The 20,343-nt window shown below is 44.2% G+C and carries 19 protein-coding genes and 1 pseudogene; 17 read left to right on the forward strand and 3 right to left on the reverse strand.

Translation table 11 applies throughout. The annotated features are described in order from the left end of the window. Nucleotides 1-68: 68 nt before the first annotated feature. The 13 genes and pseudogenes from QUE24_RS10985 to QUE24_RS11045 all read left to right on the forward strand — a co-directional run bounded on the left by QUE24_RS10985 (nt 69) and on the right by QUE24_RS11045 (nt 14,333). Nucleotides 69-1,310, forward strand: coding sequence for an FAD-dependent oxidoreductase (locus QUE24_RS10985; protein WP_286303878.1), 1,242 nt, complete (start codon nt 69-71; stop codon nt 1,308-1,310). A 54-nt stretch (nt 1,311-1,364) separates the two neighbouring features. Further along, a pseudogene (locus QUE24_RS10990) lies at nt 1,365-1,588 on the forward strand (sarcosine oxidase subunit delta). Next, nucleotides 1,585-4,515 carry an FAD-dependent oxidoreductase gene (locus QUE24_RS10995; protein WP_286303879.1) on the forward strand — a complete coding sequence of 977 codons (2,931 nt, stop codon included), beginning with the start codon at nt 1,585-1,587 and terminating at the stop codon, nt 4,513-4,515. Before QUE24_RS10990 ends, QUE24_RS10995 begins: the two are co-directional and overlap by 4 nt. After that, nucleotides 4,496-5,164 (forward strand): aminomethyltransferase family protein, encoded by a 669-nt coding sequence (locus tag QUE24_RS11000; RefSeq protein ID WP_286303880.1) that lies wholly within the window; start codon nt 4,496-4,498, stop codon nt 5,162-5,164. The genes QUE24_RS10995 and QUE24_RS11000 overlap by 20 nt, the downstream gene beginning before the upstream one ends. Before the next feature lie 38 nt (nt 5,165-5,202). Further along, complete coding sequence (gene glnT, locus QUE24_RS11005) at nt 5,203-6,570, forward strand: type III glutamate--ammonia ligase (RefSeq protein ID WP_286303881.1); 1,368 nt, start codon at nt 5,203-5,205, stop codon at nt 6,568-6,570. A gap of 33 nt (nt 6,571-6,603) precedes the next feature. Beyond that, nucleotides 6,604-7,506 carry a class II glutamine amidotransferase gene (locus QUE24_RS11010; RefSeq protein ID WP_286303882.1) on the forward strand — a complete coding sequence of 301 codons (903 nt, stop codon included), beginning with the start codon at nt 6,604-6,606 and terminating at the stop codon, nt 7,504-7,506. A gap of 25 nt (nt 7,507-7,531) precedes the next feature. After that, nucleotides 7,532-8,257 carry a GltB/FmdC/FwdC-like GXGXG domain-containing protein gene (locus QUE24_RS11015; protein WP_286303883.1) on the forward strand — a complete coding sequence of 242 codons (726 nt, stop codon included), beginning with the start codon at nt 7,532-7,534 and terminating at the stop codon, nt 8,255-8,257. Between the two features lie 25 nt (nt 8,258-8,282). Further along, complete coding sequence (locus QUE24_RS11020; protein WP_286303884.1) at nt 8,283-9,614, forward strand: FMN-binding glutamate synthase family protein; 1,332 nt, start codon at nt 8,283-8,285, stop codon at nt 9,612-9,614. Nucleotides 9,615-9,940: 326 nt separating this feature from the next. Next, complete coding sequence (gene folE2 / locus QUE24_RS11025; protein ID WP_286303885.1) at nt 9,941-10,729, forward strand: GTP cyclohydrolase FolE2; 789 nt, start codon at nt 9,941-9,943, stop codon at nt 10,727-10,729. A gap of 14 nt (nt 10,730-10,743) precedes the next feature. Continuing rightward, a complete protein-coding gene (gene ribBA, locus QUE24_RS11030; protein WP_286303886.1) occupies nt 10,744-11,895 on the forward strand; it encodes a bifunctional 3,4-dihydroxy-2-butanone-4-phosphate synthase/GTP cyclohydrolase II in 1,152 nt (383 codons plus the stop codon). A 58-nt stretch (nt 11,896-11,953) separates the two neighbouring features. Next, nucleotides 11,954-12,268, forward strand: a complete 315-nt coding sequence (gene sugE / locus QUE24_RS11035; protein ID WP_273179659.1) for a quaternary ammonium compound efflux SMR transporter SugE — start codon at nt 11,954-11,956, stop codon at nt 12,266-12,268. 467 nt (nt 12,269-12,735) lie between these two features. Beyond that, nucleotides 12,736-13,059: a helix-turn-helix transcriptional regulator gene (locus QUE24_RS11040; protein ID WP_286303887.1), complete on the forward strand. Its 324-nt coding sequence runs from the start codon at nt 12,736-12,738 to the stop codon at nt 13,057-13,059. Then, a complete protein-coding gene (locus QUE24_RS11045; protein WP_286303888.1) occupies nt 13,056-14,333 on the forward strand; it encodes a type II toxin-antitoxin system HipA family toxin in 1,278 nt (425 codons plus the stop codon). Before QUE24_RS11040 ends, QUE24_RS11045 begins: the two co-directional genes overlap by 4 nt. Nucleotides 14,334-14,954: 621 nt before the next feature. Here QUE24_RS11045 and QUE24_RS11050 read toward each other — a convergent pair. The 3 genes from QUE24_RS11050 to QUE24_RS11060 form a co-directional block, all read right to left on the reverse strand. Further along, nucleotides 14,955-15,659: an NYN domain-containing protein gene (locus QUE24_RS11050; RefSeq protein WP_286303889.1), complete on the reverse strand. Its 705-nt coding sequence runs from the start codon at nt 15,657-15,659 to the stop codon at nt 14,955-14,957. Between the two features lie 111 nt (nt 15,660-15,770). After that, on the reverse strand, nt 15,771-16,016 hold the full coding sequence (locus QUE24_RS11055; protein ID WP_286303890.1) for a hypothetical protein: 246 nt from the start codon (nt 16,014-16,016) through the stop codon (nt 15,771-15,773). Between the two features lie 36 nt (nt 16,017-16,052). Next, a complete protein-coding gene (locus tag QUE24_RS11060) occupies nt 16,053-16,661 on the reverse strand; it encodes a hypothetical protein (protein WP_286303891.1) in 609 nt (202 codons plus the stop codon). 376 nt (nt 16,662-17,037) lie between these two features. Between QUE24_RS11060 and QUE24_RS11065 the strand changes: the two genes are divergently transcribed. From QUE24_RS11065 to QUE24_RS11080, 4 genes are all read left to right on the forward strand, one after another. Then, nucleotides 17,038-17,388: a hypothetical protein gene (locus QUE24_RS11065; RefSeq protein WP_286303892.1), complete on the forward strand. Its 351-nt coding sequence runs from the start codon at nt 17,038-17,040 to the stop codon at nt 17,386-17,388. Nucleotides 17,389-17,566: 178 nt separating this feature from the next. After that, nucleotides 17,567-18,103 (forward strand): DUF6988 family protein, encoded by a 537-nt coding sequence (locus QUE24_RS11070; protein ID WP_286303893.1) that lies wholly within the window; start codon nt 17,567-17,569, stop codon nt 18,101-18,103. A gap of 415 nt (nt 18,104-18,518) precedes the next feature. Then, a complete protein-coding gene (ribH, locus tag QUE24_RS11075) occupies nt 18,519-18,992 on the forward strand; it encodes a 6,7-dimethyl-8-ribityllumazine synthase (protein ID WP_286303894.1) in 474 nt (157 codons plus the stop codon). Between the two features lie 162 nt (nt 18,993-19,154). Continuing rightward, nucleotides 19,155-20,288, forward strand: coding sequence for an aminomethyl transferase family protein (locus tag QUE24_RS11080; protein WP_286303895.1), 1,134 nt, complete (start codon nt 19,155-19,157; stop codon nt 20,286-20,288). Nucleotides 20,289-20,343 lie beyond the last annotated feature (55 nt).

The following is a 20,343-nucleotide window of genomic DNA, read 5'->3' on the forward strand; positions in this document are numbered from 1 at the left end:
TTTACTTAATAAGGGGTAGATTGAACTACCCCTTTAGTAGTAGAGCATCACACGAGTGGAGGTTAAGAATGCCATTAGGGCTATTAAAATATGGTCTGAGTAGTGAACACCCGGCACCACGCTTTTTTAGGGACTGTACTGAACCTAAAAAATCCTACGATGCCGTGATTATCGGTGGCGGCGGACATGGTTTGGCGGCGGCGTATTACTTAGCCAAAGACTATGGCATTACCAATGTAGCCGTATTAGAAAAAGGCTATATCGGTGGCGGCAATACTGGCCGTAATACCACTATCGTACGTTCAAATTACCTGACACCAGAAGGCGTTAACTTCTACGATGCCAGCGTTAAATTGTACGAAGATTTATCAGAAGAATTAGACCTGAACCTGTTTTATTCAACTCGTGGGCACTTCACTTTAGCTCACACCGAATCTGCAATGAGAACCATGCGCTGGCGTGCAGAAGTGAATAAACATGTTGGGGTTGAGAGTTATGTCGTCGGTCCTGAGGAGATATCCAAAGCGTGTCCGCAACTGGATATCTCCTGCAGTGGCCAAGCACCGATCTTAGGCGCTTTGTATCACGCGCCGGGCTCAGTCGCTCGTCATGATGCTGTGGCATGGGGTTACGCCAAAGAAGCAGACCGCATGGGCGTAGAAATATTCCAAATGACGGAAGTCACGGGTATTGATACTAAAGGCGGCAAAGTCGTTGGTGTGAACACATCTAAAGGCTATATCAGTACAAATCGTGTTCTATCTGCAGTGGCAGGCTTTACACCACGCATCACTGAGATGGTGGACTTACAAACACCGATTGTGATTCATCCTTTACAAGCGTGTGTATCAGAACCGATGAAACCTTGGCTCGACACGATTTTGGTTTCAGGTAGCTTGCATGTGTACGTGAGCCAGTCGTCCCGCGGTGAACTGGTTATGGGGTCCTCATTAGATCCTTATGAATTCCATTCAACACGGTCATCACTGGATTTTGTTGAAGGACTCACCACGCACATCACCGATATGTTCCCGTTTTTATCGAATGTGAAAGTGGTGCGTCAATGGGCGGGTATGGCTGACATCACGCCTGACTTTGCACCGATTATGGGTAAAACACCATTAGAAGGGTTTTATCTGGATGCCGGATGGGGCACATGGGGATTTAAAGCCACACCGATCAGTGGCAAAACCATGGCCGAGACAATAGCCAAAGATATGGCTCCTGATCTTATTAAATCATTCCGTTTATCACGTTTTGAAGACTATGAGCTGACCGGTGAAAAAGGCGCAGCTTCGGTTGGTCACTAAGTTAAGAGTAAGGCTATGAAATTACTTGAATGTCCCGTTAATGGTATCAGGCCGATGAGTGAGTTCACCTACGGCGGAGAATATCGAAATATGCCCAACCCTGACACATGTTCAGATTCTGAGTGGGCAGCTTATGTGCACTATCGTAATGGTGCACCTGGTTTGAAAAAGAATGGTGGTATCACACCCCCAGCGGTACCTGGTTTATCGCTGAACGTAACACGATGACTGATAAGGTCAACCGTACTTATCTTCTGGGTCAGGAGGAAGCTAAATGACCAGCCGTATTGCTAAGAAACGAGGTGAGTGGATCAACCGTGACAAGCCGCTGACTTTTCAATATGAAGGTCAGACTGTGCAAGGTTACGAAGGCGATACCATTTCAAGTGCGCTGTGGGCGGCTGGTATTAATGTGCTGGGTCGTAGCTTTAAATATCACCGTGCACGTGGTGTATTGAGTTTTGCTAATCATGATGTCAACGCCATGATGACGGACGGTGTGGATACCAATATCCGTGCTGATATCTGGCCTGTGGCTGATGGTATGGATATCAAAGCCGTTAATACCATTGGTGGTGTATTAAAAGATAAAAACAAATATATCGATTATTTATCACCTTTCCTGCCGGTCGGTTTTTATTACAAAACATTTTATAAACCAAAAAGCCTGTTTCCTTTCTGGGAAGACAAAATCCGTAAGGCAGCTGGCTTGGGTGAAGTGAATTTTAATTACCCACGCATCATTAAACCGAAAAAGTTTGCACACTGTGATGTGTTAGTTATTGGTGCCGGTCTGTCTGGTTTATCGGCTGCTATCAAAGCCGCAGAACAAGGTCTGGATGTGATCGTCGTTGACGAAAATAAGCAAGCCGGTGGCAGTCTCTCATATGACTATGCGGGTGAACAGACGACAAGCGATACTTTGGTCAGCCTGCTAGGCAAAGTGGAGTCGAATCCGAATATTCGTTTGATTACCGATGCTTATGCTGGCGGTTTTTATGGCGATAAATTAGTGCCATTAGTCGGTAAAGACGGCATCACTAAAGTCTGGGCGAAAACGGTCATTGTGGCTTCTGGTGCGTTCGAGCAACCACCTGTATTCCGTTACAACGACTTACCTGGCGTGATGATGGGATCGGCTGCACAGCGTCTGATTCACCGTTATGCCGTTAAACCTTTTAATAAAGGTGTCGTGGTTACGGCCAATGACTATGGCTACCGCACAGCACTTGACCTGGCTTCTATTGGTGTAGAAGTGGTAGCAGTTATTGATATGCGTCGAAACGGCGCGCCACGTGAATTGGCTCAGAAAGTCAGAGACAAAGGCATTTCCGTTCATATCTCCAGCTGTATTTATGAGGTCATCCCAACCGCCGATAAAATGGGCGTAAAAGCAGTTCTGATAAGCCCTTATGATGATATCAGTGCTGGCGCTGACAGTGGTCACACTGTGCGTTTGCCATGTGATGGTGTTGCGATGAGTGCTGGCTGGGCGCCAGCCGCTGCCTTGCTGTATCAGGCGGGTACCAAAATGCGTTATGACTACAGCGTCGAGCAGTTTGTACCTGACGAGCTACCGGAAGGGGTGTTTGCTGCAGGTAAGGTTAATGGCGTATTTGATTTTAAAGCGCGTCAACTGGATGGTCAGCGTGCTGCAGCAGAAGCCGCCGCTTTCTTAGGTAAAACGGTCGATGTGGTGACTGTGCCAAAAGTGGAGATGGCATCACCTAGCCACCCTTATCCAATTGTTGAGCATCCAAAAGGCAAAAACTTTGTCGACTTTGACGAAGATATTCAGGTCAAAGATTTCATCAATGCTGCCAAAGAAGGTTTTGACAATATTGAGTTGATGAAACGCTTTACCACGGTGGGTATGGGCCCAAGCCAGGGTAAACATTCCAATATGAATGCCATTCGTATTCTGGCGAGAATACGTGAGTTACCGGTTGAGAAAATTGGTACTACCACAGCACGTCCATTTTTCCACCCAACACCGATTGGCCATCTGGGCGGACGTGGTTTCCATCCTCATCGTTATACAGCGATGCATGAATGGCATGTTGATAATGGTGGCGTAATGATGGAAGCGGGTGTGTGGATGCGTCCTGCGTATTACCAATATGGTGGTCGTTCAATGACGGCGATGGAAGCCATACAACAAGAAGCCTTAGCTGTTAGACAACAGGCTGGCATGATTGATGGCAGCACCTTAGGAAAAATTGAAGTCTACGGTGCAGATGCAACGGAATTTCTGGAACGCTTTTATACAGGCAAGTTCAGCAAACAAAAAATTGGTGAAAGTCGTATCGCTCTGCTGTTAGATGAAGCGGGTGTGATGTTGGATGACGGCCTGGCAGTTCGTGTCGAAGCAGAAAAATTCTATGTGTCGACCAACTCATCAAATGCGGCAACGGTTTACCGTGAAATGCAACGTAATGTTCAGGCTTGGGGAATGCAGGTCACATTGGTCAATCTGACCGGTGCTATCGCCGCTATGACACTGGCTGGACCTAAGTCACGTGAGATTTTAACCTCACTGACCCAAGCTGATCTGAGTGATTCAGCATTACCAGATGGCAATATGACTCAAGCTCAGATTGCTGGTGTGGATGCCAAAATTATGCGAGTCAGCTTTGTCTCTGACCTCGCCTTTGAAGTTCATGTCCCATACAAAGCGGGCTTACATGTGTGGAAACAAATCATGGCAGCAGGGCAGGCACACGGTATCCGCCCATTTGGTACCGATGCTCAACGTCTACTGCGTCTGGAAATGGGTCATCACTTAATTAGTCATGACACCGATGGTCTGACCAATCCATTCGAAGCGCATTCAGAAGCGTTACTCAAAATGGATAAACCGTTCTTTATCGGCCAACGCAGCTTGAAAATCATCGCTAAGAAAACACTCAACAAGAAGTTGGTGAACTTTGTGCTGGAGAAAGGCTTTGCCAGTGAAATGCCGAATGAATGCAATCTGGTGATTGAAGACGGCAATATCAAAGGTCGCGTTACCAGTATTGCTTATAGCAAATACCTCAACAGAGTCATTGGTTTTGCGTTTGTTGCACCAGAACAGGGCAGTCCGGGCTCAACGTTTTCTATTCGTACCGATAGCGGTGCAATGGTTGAAGCGACAGTCGTTGAAGCGCCTTTTTTCACCTACTTGATAACGACGGAGAATAAGCATGCAAAACGACATTTTTAAAAGCCCGGTCGCTTTTGCTCAAGCCCCTTTGAAACCCATCAATGGGATCGTGAATGGCATGGAGACTGCAATAGCTATGGCTGACAAGGCCATTGAAGCTTCACGTCACGAGTTATTAAGTATTTGTGATGTGAGTGCATTAAATCGCTTTGGTGTGAAAGGACCCAATGCAGCTGAGTGGTTAGCTGCTGCCGGCCTGACACTGCCAGAAGCAAAAAATAGTTGGACACTACAAGGAAAACGCGAGTTAGTTTTAAGGTTGGGTGGCAGTGAGTATCTGATTGAGGAGCCGCTTAATTCACAAATGGTCGCTCAGTTAAATGCCTTGCCTTTAAACAAAGCAGGTGTTCACAAGGTAATACGCAACGATGCGTCATTTATTGTCAGTGGCAAGCTGGCAACAAAATTATTTTCTGAAGTCTGTGCTATCGACCTGTCGGGAGATGCACTTGAAGACAATCGTCTTGTCATGACTATCATCGCCGGTGTATCGGTAACGGTGCTGAGACAGATGCTGAATGGCCAATCTGTTTATCGCATTTGGTGTGATGGTACGTATGGACCCTATTTGTGGAAAACACTATTAGGCATCACCGAAGAATATGGTGGCGGTGCCATTGGGTTCAGTTTTTATCACGATATCAATTAATACAACCAAGTGTTGATTATTCGAACAGAGGATATGTTATGAAGTATGAATATGACCCTAAGGCATCGCCAGCAGAACAATTAGCTCATGCACAGAAGTTCCTGGCTGAAAACAATGTGAAATATGTATTAGCTCAGTTTGTTGATATTCACGGTGTGGCCAAGGTCAAATCTGTGCCAGCGGATCATCTGGAAGACATTGTTAAAACCGGTGCCGGTTTTGCTGGTGGCGCTATTTGGGGCATGGGTATTAAACCGAATGGGCCAGATTACATGGCTATGGGGGACTTAAGCACATTGAGTTTACTGCCATGGCAGCCTGGATACGCACGCCTTATTTGTGATGGTCATGTTAACGGTGAGCCATATAGCCATGACAGTCGTGTTGTACTGAAAAAACAAGTTTCTCGTCTGACAGAAAAAGGCTGGGTTTTATATACCGGTTTAGAACCTGAATTTTCATTACTGAAAAAAGATGAGTTTGGTCATCTGCATCCATTTGACCCGACTGATACGCTACAAAAACCATGTTATGACTACAAAGGCATCACTCGTCAAAGTGCCTTCCTGGAAAAATTGACTGAGTCATTAATTGATGTTGGTTTAGATATTTATCAAATCGATCATGAAGATGCGAATGGTCAGTTTGAAATTAACTACACCTATGCGGATGCACTGAAGAGTGCTGATGACTATGTCATGTTCAAAATGGCAGCCAGCGAAATTGCGAATGAAATGGGCATGGTTTGCTCATTTATGTCTAAACCATTCAGTAATCGTCCTGGTAACGGCATGCATATGCATATGTCGATTGGCGATGGTGAGAAAAGTTTGTTCCATGATGACAGTGATGAAACAGGTCATGGTTTATCCAAACTGGCTTATCACTTTATGGCAGGTATTTTGGCTCATGCGCCAGCCTTATCTGCGATTGCCGCACCGACCGTTAACTCATACAAGCGTTTAGTTGTGGGTCGTTCATTATCGGGTGCGACTTGGGCACCAGCTTATATCTCATACGGTAACAACAACCGTTCGACCATGGTTCGTATTCCATACGGTCGTATCGAGTTACGCCTACCAGACGGCACATGCAACCCATACCTGACGGCAGCAGCAGCGATTGCCGCTGGTTTAGATGGTGTGGAACGTCAACTGGAAGCAGGTCCAGGTTATGACATCAATTTATATGACTTAAGCCCTGAAGAGCTGGAAGAAAAAGGCATTGGCATCCTGCCACAGAATCTTCATGAAGCACTGACTGCGTTAGAAAAAGATGACGTGATCAAAGGAGCATTAGGCGAAGAGTTTGTTAAAGAGTTCTTAGAACTTAAACACATGGAATGGGTGGAATACATGCGTCATGTATCTGATTGGGAAATCAATCGTTACGTTGAATTTTATTAAAAGTCCCTAGGGAATGTTGTTAGGAGAATAGTTATGTGTGGAATCGTTGGCCTGTATTTGAAAAACGATAAGTACGAAAACCGTCTAGGTGAACTGTTTGCACCAATGTTAATTGCTATGACAGAGCGCGGCCCCGACAGTGCTGGTTTTGCAGTGTACGGTGATGAAGTAGACGACGGTGTTAAGTTAACGCTTCGTAATGAAGATGAGGACTATGATTGGTCAGCGTTGGCAAAAGACATTGAAGCCAAACTGGATACAAAAGTCGAATGGTTCCAAAACAGCAAGGTAGCGGTATTTAAAGTGGATATCGATGCTGAAGCGGTTGAGAACTATCTGATGGAAAATCATCAGGACGTGCTGATCATGAGCTCAGGTAAATCAATCGAAATCCTGAAAGAAGTCGGTTTACCAGAACGTATCGTCAACCTTTTCCACCTGGAAAACATGAAAGGCAGCCACATCATTGGTCATACACGTATGGCGACTGAATCAGCTGTAACCATGGCGGGTAGCCATCCTTTCTCAACAGGTATGGATCTGTGTCTGGTACATAACGGTTCTTTGTCAAACCACAACCGTCTGCGTCAGGAACTGAAACGTGAAGGCATTCACTTTGAAACTGAAAACGATTCAGAAGTGGCTGCAGGCTACCTGACATACCGCTTACAACAAGGCGATAGTCTGACTGAAGCCTTAGAGCATGCCTTGGACGACCTGGATGGTTTCTTCACGTTCACCATCGGTACTAAAGATGGCTTTGCTGTCGTTCGTGACCCAATTGCCTGCAAACCAGCAGTGATTGCAGAAACGGATGATTACGTGGCTATGGCCTCTGAATATCAGGCTCTAACAACATTACCTGGCATTGAAAACGCCAAAGTTTGGGAACCAGAGCCTTCAAAAGTCTATGTTTGGGAACGTACCACGCACTAAGCAATGGTGTATGAGGAGAATATAAATGAGTACTAAATCTGTAGCAGAATCAGTGACCACATCCGGCAAGCAAACGGTGGATTTGGCACAACAAACAGTTCGTGACTTGAATCAGGCTCTGCATGATCAAAACAAAGAACTGACCATTGCTGAATGGGAAGTATTAAACCCAAAAGGGGAGCATAACCTGGCTGTCGGTCTTGATCAGAAGCTTAAAGTCGATATCTTTGGCCCGGTTGGTTACTACTGTGCGGGTATGAATAAAGAAGCCGACATCACCGTTCATGGCCATGCTGGTCAAGGCATTGCTGAAAACATGATGTCAGGCAGCGTGCGTGTCAAAGGTAACGCTTCATCAGCAGCTGGTGCGACAGCGCATGGTGGCTTTTTGGTGATTGAAGGTGATGCCGGCTCACGTTGCGGTATCTCGATGAAAGGTATTGATATCGTTGTAAAAGGCAATGTCGGTCATATGAGCTGCTTTATGGGCCAAGCTGGTTCACTAGTGGTATGTGGTGATGCCGGTGATGCGCTGGGTGACTCGCTTTACGAAGTGCATATCTATGTAAAAGGTTCTGTGAAATCACTGGGTGCTGACTGCATCGAAAAAGAAATGCGTCAGGAACACCTGGATGAACTGTCGGCTTTACTAGAAAAAGCCGGTGTGGATGAAGATCCAAAAGCCTTCAAACGTTATGGTTCAGCTCGTCAGTTGTACAACTTCAAAGTTGATAACGCGAGTGCTTATTAATTGCTGATATTGCGAGGAAATAGAAATGACTGAAAAGAAAAAATACATGACCGTACCGCGCGAGTCAGCGACGTTTGATAAATTGACGATGGCTGAAATCCGTCGCGCTGCTGATACGGGTATTTATGATATCCGTGGTGCCGGTGCCAAACGTAAATTGCCACATTTTGACGATTTGCTGTTCTTGGGCGCAAGTATGTCTCGTTACCCATTGGAAGGTTATCGTGAAAAATGTAATACCTCTGTGACTTTAGGTACTCGTTTTGCGAAAAAGCCTATCACTATTGATACGCCTGTCACGATTGCCGGTATGAGCTTCGGCGCGTTGTCTGCCTATGCTAAAGAAGCCTTAGGCCGTGGCGCCTCTGCTGTAGGCACATCTACCACGACAGGTGATGGTGGTATGACGCCAGAAGAGCGTGGTCAATCAAGCAAACTGGTTTACCAATACCTGCCATCACGTTATGGCATGAACCCAGACGACTTACGAAAAGCGGATGCGATCGAAGTGGTACTAGGCCAAGGTGCAAAACCAGGTGGCGGCGGTATGTTACTGGGTCAAAAGATCACTGAACGTGTTGCCCAAATGCGTACATTGCCCATGGGCGTAGACCAACGTTCAGCATGTCGTCATCCTGACTGGACGGGTCCTGACGATCTGGAAATCAAGATCAAAGAACTACGTGAAATCACAGACTGGCAAGTGCCTATCTACATCAAAGTCGGTGCAACACGTACTTACTATGATGTGAAGCTGGCGGTGAAAGCCGGGGCTGACGTTATCGTGGTCGACGGTATGCAAGGTGGTACAGCGGCAACGCAAGACGTGTTTATCGAACATGTCGGTATCCCAACTATGGCAGCGATTCCTCAAGCGGTTCAAGCCTTACAAGAAATGGGCATGCACCGTAAGGTTCAGCTGATTGTGTCTGGTGGTATCCGTAATGGTGCTGACGTCGCGAAATGTATGGCTTTAGGTGCTGACGCTGTCGCTATCGGTACCGCTGCATTGGTGGCATTAGGTGATAACGATCCTAAATGGGAAGAAGAGTACCAAAAACTGGGTTCGACAGCTGGTGCCTACGATGACTGGCACGAAGGTCGTGACCCGGCTGGTATTTCTACTCAGGATCCAGAGCTCATGAAACGCTTTGATCCAGTTGAAGGTGGTCGTCGTCTGGCTAACTACTTGCGTGTTCTGACACTGGAAGCACAAACCTTAGCGCGTGCTTGCGGCAAAAATGACCTGCGTCATCTGGAACCAGAAGACTTAGTCGCTTTGACAGTGGAATCAGCGGCAATGGCACGTGTGCCATTAGCTGGTACAAGCTGGATTCCAGGTACACACACATTCTAAACAAATGGTGTAGTGCCATTGATAGTTAAAAACTGGTGTTACAAAGACAACGTGGCTTAGTGCGATCCTTACCCCGTCAAACTAAGTCACGTTGTCTGAGTAACATTGGTTTTATAACAAAAATCATATTTATTAAAACGCTGTTTTAATCAAAACGACGTATTTAAAACAACCAAGGGGTAATGCTCTAATCCCAAGGTAGTAACCCTTCTTTGGCATTTTTTTACCCTTTGAACTCAGTGATACTGAAACTGAATTTTGTTTTAGTTGAGCCATTTTTCAGTTGATTCAACCGGTGTGTGAATCATAAAAACTAAGGATACATAATGAATCTTCCACTAACGCATCGACTTGAAGATGTCCAAAATACGCCCGACAAACGTCAACTCATCATTGATAAAGTCGGTATCAAGTCACTGCGTTATCCGGTTTTATTCCAATCAACGACAGAAACACCGATTCGTGTTGTCGCCGAATTTAATATGTATGTGCATTTAGCGGCCGATGTAAAAGGTACGCATATGTCACGTTTCATCGAATTACTGGAACGCCCTGATTCCGTTTTCAGCCTAAGTAACATGCCTGTATTTATGACCGATATGCTGGAATTACTAGGCGCCAAACAGGGCCATGTCAGCCTGAGATTCCCTTATTTCATCAGCAAAGCTGCACCTGTATCAGGTGTGAAAAGCTTTATGGATTATGACATCACGCTGACAGCCGATTACAAAGACGAACTGGAACTGACCGTCAAAGCTGAAATCCCCGTGACCAGCCTTTGCCCATGTTCTAAGAAGATTTCAGACTACGGTGCGCATAACCAACGTTCACTGGTTACTGTTGAAGCACGCATCAATGAAAATATGACACTGGATGCCCTAATTCAACTGATTGAAGAACAAGCATCTAGTCAGCTCTATGGCTTGTTGAAACGTCCAGATGAAAAGTATGTCACCGAGTTTGCTTACGATAATCCTAAGTTTGTTGAGGATTTAGTCAGAGATATCGCTGTCGCATTAGCTCAGCAAAATGATGTGTCGGGCTTTAGAGTCGAATGTGAAAACTTCGAATCTATTCACAATCATTCTGCCTACGCCGTAATTGACCAGTTATAAGGAGTTTTAGACTCATGCCAGAATCCACGTTGAAATCTTATTCTCAAGTCTCTCCGCTCGCGACGACTGAGGAGATTATTGAGGACATTCGACAAGGCAAAATGGTCGTCTTGATGGATGATGAAGACCGTGAGAATGAAGGCGATCTGGTTATGGCGGCCAGTCATGTGACATCAGAAGCCATTAATTTTATGGCGATGCATGCGCGTGGTTTAATCTGCCTGACGTTGACTGAACAACGCTGTGAGCAATTAAATTTACCCTTAATGGTTAAGCAAAATAAAGCTGGGTTTGAAACCAACTTCACGCTGTCGATTGAAGCAGCTGAAGGCGTGACGACAGGTATTTCAACACAAGACCGAGCTGTGACTATTCAAGCGGCAGTCGCGGCTAATGCGACGGCTGATGATATCGTCAGTCCGGGTCATATTTTCCCTGTGATGGCGCGAAGTGGCGGCGTGTTAACACGTGCAGGTCATACTGAAGCAGGGTGTGACTTAGCCGCGATGGCAGGTGAAGAACCCGCTGCGGTTATCTGCGAAATCATGAATGACGATGGCACCATGGCGCGTTTACCCGACCTGATTGAGTTTGCTAAACAACATGATTTAAAGGTTGGCACCATTGCTGACCTTATCGAGTATCGTCATCAGCATGAGCAAAATGTGGTTCGTCTGAGCGAGCGTGATATGCACACCATGCTGGGTTCATTCCGTCGTCATGATTATCTGGACAAAACAACGGGCATGAAACATCTGGCACTGGTTTACGGTGCACCTGTCGCTGGTGAAGAAACCTTAGTTAGAGTTCACGCACCGTTTAACACGATGGATCTGCTGGATGATGATCGTCATGGTCACACTTGGAGCGTGGCGGAAGCCATGCAGCATATACAACAAGAGGGCGCAGGTGTTCTTGTGTTACTTCACGGTGATGAAGGTGAATGGGAGCGACTCATTCAGTCAGACCGAAATTATGCAGAAGAGTATGTGCTTAAACACTATGGTGTCGGTGCTCAGATATTAAGAGATTTAGGCGTCACAGAAATGCGCTTGATGACATGGCCAAGAAAATTACCCTCGATGAGTGGTTTTGGCTTGAGCGTGACTGATTATGTGTTGCCTGAAGATCTTGCTGAAAAATTAGCGACATCAGCTGCCGTCTGATGTCGGTGACTATCAGCTTCATAATTTTAAATTAACGAATGAAATACAAGGGCTGTTTATGGCTTGGCTAGCATTAGTAGTAGCGGGATTACTGGAAGTCGTCTGGGCGGCGGGATTGAAATACTCAGAAGGTCTGACCAAGTTAGGGCCCAGTCTGCTGGCTCTGGTCACCGTTGCGTTGAGTTTGTGGTTATTGGGGGTGGCCATGAAAACACTACCACTAGGCACTGCCTATGGCGTTTGGGTAGGCATCGGTGCGATTGGCACCGTGATTTTCGGTATTGTGTTTTTATCCGAGCCAGCCACGATAGCGCGTATATTCAGTATTTTATTAATTCTATCGGGCATCATTGGGCTAAAAATCTCTCATTAAAATAAGCCAATGGCCTTTTCCGACTTACATCAGTGTATTGCTGGGGGAATTCTGTCTGTTGTAGGTTCAACACAGTCTTGAACCCGCTAAGGCAACAAAACAGCAATCAGTGTGAGGCTGCGGGGTTATTCTTTGTTATCACGCTTATCGGCTACCGCTTCATCATGGAATAGTAGTGCGATAAATGTATTGTCGATGTGCCCGAATGAGGTTTTCCATTGCTGAGTATTAAAAGATTTAACATGCCGTGCATGAGCGATCTCTAACCCTTTTCGACATAAAACTACTTATCCAGTTTACCTAGCCCTTGATATCGCTGATTTCTAAGTACACCTATAAAAGCAATATATAGATTTCTTTTTGTAGAGAAATCGCTTTTCAATTAAAAAGAAACATATATATTGCTAATGTATAAAAAAGAAACTAATATGTTTCCTATAAATGGATAGAAATATATATGTTTCATTATGAATTCACTACTCGACCAGATCAAAAAGCGCCGTATTGCATTGGAACTCAAGCAACACGATATGATGCTGCGCGCTGGTATATCACGCCAGCAATATCAGCGACTGGAATCCAGAGGCAATCCGCGCCTTGATACGCTTGAACTTATTGCCAAGGGGCTTAAAAGTGAGTTATTGCTGATACCACAGGAAAAACTACAAGATGTGCTGGCGGTATTGGCTGACGATAACTCGTCATCAACTAAACCAAATACGACGGGCAAAGAAAAAAGTAGCTCATTGGCTGATGATCCATGGCAGGGATTGCTGGGAGAAAATGAATGAGCACAGACAGCAATGATGAAGTAAACGTATTACAACTCTCCATCCACGGTGTATTGGTCGGCTATCTCGCTGGATTTAAGAGTGGCCGTAATGTATTGAGCATTGCAGACTCATTTAAAAATGATCCTGAGCGCCCGACCTTCAGCCTCATCACTCAACCTTCATTTCCTAAAGCGGCCGAGATCATGGCCGAGCCATGGGCTAGGAATCAACGGTTACATCCTGTGCTTTCAAACCTGCTACCAGAAGGCTCTTTACGCGAGCTAATCGCACAAGGCTTGAAGGTGCACGTTGATAATGAATTTCACATTCTCTCGTATCTTGGTGAAGACTTGCCGGGTGCTATCGAAGCCACGCCGATGGAACCCGAAGATGTTCCTGGTTACATCCTCAGGGCTTATGGCAAGGCTAGAGCGGTTAAGCTCGATAAAGTTATCCAAGAAAACAAGTTTTCCTTAGCTGGCGTGCAAATGAAATTTTCCATGAAGGAAAAAGATGGGCGCTATAACTTATCGAAGGGCAATGTGCTGGGTGACTGGATTATCAAAACACCCTCAACCAAGCACAAGTTTGTGCCACTGAATGAATATACTGCCATGTCACTGGCAGGGATGGTCGGCATTGATATTCCTGAGATCAAACTGGTTGACCTGGATAAGCTTGATAATCTGCCACAAATTAACTTACCCGATGAAAAGCAAGCCTTTGCTATTAAGCGATTTGATCGTGACGATGACCAGCGTATTCACATGGAAGACTTTGCACAAATTCTGGTGAAGTATCCGCACGAAAAATACACTTCTGCCAATTATGAGAATATCGGCAAAGTCATTTATGACTTTTCTGGCGACGGCCTTGCGGACGCACAACAGTTCGCAAGACGATTACTGGTGAATATTCTTTTAGCTAATGGCGATGCCCATCTAAAAAACTGGAGCTTTTTGTATCCTGATAAGGTGACGCCGCGACTTTCTCCTGCATACGATATCGTCACAACGAGTGTGTATATCGAAAATGAAACCAAATATGCACTCAACCTCGGTAAAACCAAAGAATGGTATACAGTCACCATGGAGCATTTTCAATCATGGGCAGAGAAATCTGGCATTCCATGGCGAGCGATTAAACCTCACTTAGATGACACAATGGCAAAAGCTAGAGAGTTATGGCCTGAAGCGCTGAAAACACAAGCAATGGATGAAGCACATAAAGATCATCTCAGAACGCATTGGGCCAGGCTTCAGAACGATTTTAAGATTGAAGTCAAACAGTGACAGTTCTTAGCTAACGGATAAGTAAGATACACCGCACATTATTGATAGATATGAATTAATAGGGGGACGGGGTGTTTGACGCATTACTTAGGTGTCAATGCACGCCCTCAGTTTGAAATGCTGTAATTATCAAGTTGGCTATTTCCCTGAGCCCTACTGGGCTGACTCGTCAATTCTGTCAGCCTCCTTGATTCTACCTTGATTCCTGTAAGTCCTTTTTCAGTATGAAACCGCAAAGCCCAAAAATACAGAATACAGACAATAGTACAATCCCAAAATCAACAGAGCTGGCAGACTCTAGTAAGAAGCTGCTGGTGTACATCATCAATAAGAAGACAATGAATGAAAAAATAATGTATGTAGTAAATCCCCAATATTTTTTCCAGAGAATGCCAATGCCTGATAATGATGACAATCCAGCCATTGCGAATACGAGTATAGTTAACGGCAATGTATATTCGTTAATCATCATTGCGTAGAGACTATAAAAACCCCATGCTATTAAAAGCAGGCCAATAAGTACTGATGCGCATCTTCGAATGATCATATTTTTCTGTTGCTTTAACGCGTAATAAACCAATAGTGTCAGAGTGTTTGATTCCTGACCCTTTTTATTCTGAATTATTTATTTCGTAAGTTTCTTACTAAAAAAGAGTTATTGGGGCCACGTCTAAGTTCAAATAAGTCAATGGCTTTAAACAAGCTACTAAGATTTTTAAAGCCATAATTTCGGGTATCAAATGAGGTTTTATTAGAAATATTTGAGCCTACTGGGCCAAGCGCTGCCCAGCCTTCTTCGTCTTCTGTTGCCTCAATGGCCTGTCGCAGAAGATTAATTAACTTACTATCCGATTTAATATTTTTCGGTTTAACGATTGTTGTGGTTTTTTCTTTTTCTTCATCCAAGAAAAGAAACTTAGAACAAGCGTTCACAAATGCTGATGGTGTTTTTCGTTCACCAAATCCCAATACCACCTTCCCTTCAGATAATGCTCTGGTCACCATCGGCGTAAAATCACAATCCGATGATACAAAACACATCACATCAATTTGCTTGGTATACATTACATCCATTGCATCAATCACCAGTGCAATATCCGACGCATTTTTCCCCTTGGTTAAATCATATTGCTGTATGGGTTGAATGGCATATTCATGTAACAGATCTTCCCACGCCTTTAACGTAGGCGACTTCCAGTTACCATAAGCCTTACGAATAGTAACTACACCATAGTTGGCGACTTCGCTCAACACATCTTCAAACTTACTCGCGGGCGCATTATCAGCATCAATAAATAATGCTATTTTTTGTTTTAACTCATCCATGTTAGTACCTTAAGACGGTTCAGGTTTATAAAGAAATCAAACATTTTGACACTATTGAGCCAAGAGGTATTCAGTTTGCTTCTTGCTCGTTGCGTCTGAAGCTTTGCTTTGTTAAACATTGCTCCCTTCGCTGATTGCTGAACAGATACCATATGCACTAAGACCAAGAACAACCCAAAATAAAAAGCCTATAAATACAACAATAACCCCATCTGGATTAGGATCATTCTTGGTCAGTTGTTTGCAGATGAAATAACCTGGACCCTTTAGCAATAATTCTAAAATGATTTCTAGAAGCATGTAGCCCAAGAAGCGGGCAATAACTTTAAAAATACCACCAGCGACATCCTCTATCATGTTATTCCTTAATTACCAATTTGGTTACGCCATGATTTAGTCTTGAGTATCTATTTCAATCTCTTCCACAATAAACCCGAGGTTGCCTTTGAGTCCAAATAGCGTTGCTTTTAGGTTTCCTTCTGGAAATTTATTATACGAATGTTCAGAAATACTAAATCGGAAGAGAGTTATAGTAGGGCTACCTACAAGTCGTAACTCGAAATTATAACCATTAAAGTAGCTTCTTCTTCCATGGCGAGTCTTAGTTTTGTAAACCTGTTGCTGTTGTTCAAACTCTTGTCCTGTTAATTTGGTTAACTGATAAGGAATGACCGAGGCAAGAATCATCCAATACGTGCCAATTAGCAGGAGGGGGAATATCAATATAGAAGCTAACTTATTTGTTAGAGGCATAGTCTTTACATCTGTCCCGACACGTTGCTTGGCCTTTATTTTTATAATAATGATGGCTGCACAAAATAATAGGGAAATGGCAGTAGCTGTATAGAGTGAAAATAAGCTGATTGTTGGATCGACTATAAAATTATTCACACAGATTAATTGCAGGAGGGCAATACAAAATGAACAGAGTAAAACAATTCCCAGAATACGTAGCTCACGAGGAGTGTCTTTTTTCCAAAAACGTGCTTTAGTTTTCATCATCTATTAACTGAGATAGATGAATACGTCTAGACGTAATGAAGTGTCATTAATTTTTGAGATTAATATACAGAAATCCTTTTCAGTCCTAATCACGGTATTACCTCAATCCTTTGTTACTATTTAAATGCTAATCCATGTGTGCGATTTTAAAAATCAAATGCTCTGACCTTATTGATTTGGAAACAAGATAACAAAAGCTCGGCACTATTTTTCCCGCCTAGTTCAATTTTTTGCCTTATAACTTCAAGCTTTGAAATTAATTTATCTTATAGTCAATATGTTATGGTTGCCGAAAATGAATTATGAGGCCACCAGTTTAATATTTATTATGAGGCCAGTGGCCTTATAAAAAACACTGTTATGTCGAAGAAACCATATGAATACATCACTTGAAGACTTCTTTATAGTTCGTGAACAACAGCTGTTTCGAATTAGAAATGGTAAAGAAAAATTAATGTGTATAGCTTATCCAGAGCTTGTAGATATTACTAATGAAGGCAATAAATCTTCTCCTATAGCCATTTATCATTTTCATATTCACTCAAACACAGACTCAAACTTCGTGAGCATCTCTCTTCCTGGAAATAAGCTGGCAACTAAAGCCGCCTTGTCTAACCTCATGGCCAGTAAAATTCCATTTGCCAAATTTTGGGGCAATCAAAATGATTTTGATAATTTTTTAAGGCAATCTTTTAATGAATACTTTTCAAAAAATAAAGTCACATAACAAAAAAATTAAGTTTGCTCACTATCGTTCGCGGGACTGCGATATCGCGCAGCCCATTATTTAGGCCTTATGAGTAGGTACACCATTGATAAATAGTCTGCTATCACGATCTGCTGAACTCGAAAGCAGACTCTTGGAGTTTTTCGCGCTCGCTCCTTTTAATGATTCGGAAAGAGTCATGGCTAGTAGAGTCATGTGTAGTATTGCATTCGAGCATGCTGAAAGCGCGAAGATGCTGATTTCGGGTGGCAATCTCACCTCCGCGACGGGACTTGTTCGTCTTCAGTATGAGGCTTTGGTCAGGGCAATGTGGCTTCTCTACGCGGCTTCCGACACCGTCGTTTCTAAGTTGACCAGTGAGCTGACACAAGAGGCAGCAAATAAAGCGAATAGGCTTCCGATGCTCAGCGAAATGCTCGAGAAATTACAGGGTAAAGCACCCCAGGAGCTGGTGAATATGCTGCTGGAATTTAAAGAGCACTCTTGGAAGCCTCTAAGTTCGTTCATCCACGGCGGTATTCATGCAATCCACCGCCATAGTAAAGGCTATCCACTTCCTTTACTCGAGCAGATGGTCCGAATATCCAATGGTGTGTCAGTAATGGTAGGAATGCTACTGGTCATATTGCATGGCGGTGGTGCGCAGCGTGGCAAAATGCCACTTATTCAAAGAGAATTTGCTGACTGTCTACCTGACACCAAGTCGCAAATCTGATAACAAGGTGGTCAACGGGATGCCAACTACGCTGCGCTCCGTCGTCGCCCTTACCTAAATCGTTAGGCATAAATATTAATATCTATATTACAAGGCTTCTAATATTTGGGCTGAACGCAATTTTAGGTTTTGTGTTGGGTGTAAAACCATTTGATTGCTGAAACAGACTGGTTGCCAAAATTATGTTGGGTAGGGCAATCTGACAAGCTAATGAGCGCTTATTAATACTTTGTAGCGCTAAGGATTTCCAGCTCAATTCCATATATAGCAGGAATGAAACATGTACGAAGTATGTTGACGCATAGCTTTAAGATTGAAGAAGCATTGCGCACAGACTTTGAATAACGTTATTTTATCCAGCACCGGGTAGGTACTTGATTGACCCGATGCGATTTATTTACATGAGGAAACAGATTTGGCAGATATACATGGGGCAGGTGTTCGTGACGATATTGATGGTAATGGCTTTCGGGTTGGTATCGTTGTCTCGCGGTTTAATTCTGAGATTTGCACGGCGCTGTTAAATGCCTGCGTGGATCAGTTAAAAGCCAGCAACGTTCAGGAGCAGGACATTCAAGTGTTGTCAGTGCCGGGTGCATTGGAAATCCCGATGGTCATGCATGAACTGGCTTTAAAAGGTAACTGTGACGGTCTGGTGGCTTTAGGCTGCATCATCCGTGGTGATACTTATCATTTTGAAATAGTGGCCAATGAGTCAGCCCGTGCTTGCACAGATATTCAGATAGGGACTGGCATTCCTTTAGCCAATGCCATATTGACGACGGATACTGAGCAACAAGCTAAGGATCGCATGACCATTAAAGGTCGTGAAGCGGCATTAGTAATTATCGAAATGATTCAAACCTTAAAGACTTTGCATTCTGAGTAGTTTTTTTAGTGAGTTCATTTCTTTCAATTGAGTGAAGGTGTTGATACAGGGGCTTTAGTGGTTTTACCCACTATGGAGTACCCCATCATGAGAATTTTTATGACAGGCTGATTTCGGTAAGTTTTTTACATTGAATTCGTTCTATGTAACCGGAGTTAGTCCATGAACAATCCCTTACCCAAAGAAAGCATCACCCGAAACTCTGTGCTCAATGTTCGTCATAAGGAACTTGGGTCAACACTGGATGGCGAAATATGGAATGGCATGCCCATTCCATGGAGCTATCATTCAGATGTGAATGATGAGGTCGTTGCTGTCCGCACCCGGGCAGGATTATATGATGTGTCTGGTCTCAACATAGTTAATGTATCGGGGCCAGCCGCATTAAAAATTCTCGACAAGTTGGTGACCATTGATGTCACAAAGCTCGAACCTGGTACTTCTCGACTGGCTGGTGAAGTAAATGAAGAAGGCGCGCTAGTCGATGACATCATGGTCATCTGTGATGACAAAGAACATTACCGTTTATCGCATGGTAGCGGGGCTACTCAGCAAACATTAGCTGAACTTGCCAAAGGCGAAGGTGTTACGGTTGAGCAGGATTATGATGTACATATCCTGTCACTTCAGGGCCCACGCTCTATCGATATTCTTGATCCTGAGCTGGATTTCAATCTGGCCGAATTACCCTATTTCAAACATATCAAAACCACCTTATTTGGTCGTGAAGTGATTCTCGCTCGCGGCGGTTATTCCGGTGAGCGTGGTTACGAAGTCTATTGTTCCGCTGCTGACGCAGTGTATCTGTGGGACATGATTCTGGAAAAAGGTCAGCCATTCGGTGCCATCCCGGCATCATGGGATTCTCTCGATCTGACCCGCGTTGAAGCGGCCTTACTTTTCTTCCCGTTTGATATGCCTGAAGGCGACACCACTCCGTGGGAAGTCAATATGGACTGGTGTGTGGATTTAGATAAACCCGGTGATTACATCGGTAAAGAAGCGGTGCTTAAGTTAAAAGGCAGAGAACGCTTCAAACAAATCGGTCTGGAATGTCGGGCTAAACAAGCGGTAGAAGTCGGTGCGAAATTATTCATTGATGGCAAAGAAGTGGGTGTCGTGACCAGTGCCAGCTACAGCCAATATCTGATGAAGTCTTTGGCGATGGCCCATATCAAACCGGAATACAGCCAACTTGGCACCACAGTGACAGTGGCCGACGGTGATAAGGTTAAAGCGACCATCGTCAAAATGCCTTTTTATGATCCTATGCGTGTTCGCACTCACCCTGAGTAAATTGAGGAATAGATGATGGAAAAAGGTTACTCAATTACAACCAAACCGATATACG

This window comes from Methylophaga marina, assembly GCF_030296755.1.
GTDB classification, from domain to species: Bacteria; Pseudomonadota; Gammaproteobacteria; order Nitrosococcales; family Methylophagaceae; genus Methylophaga; species Methylophaga marina.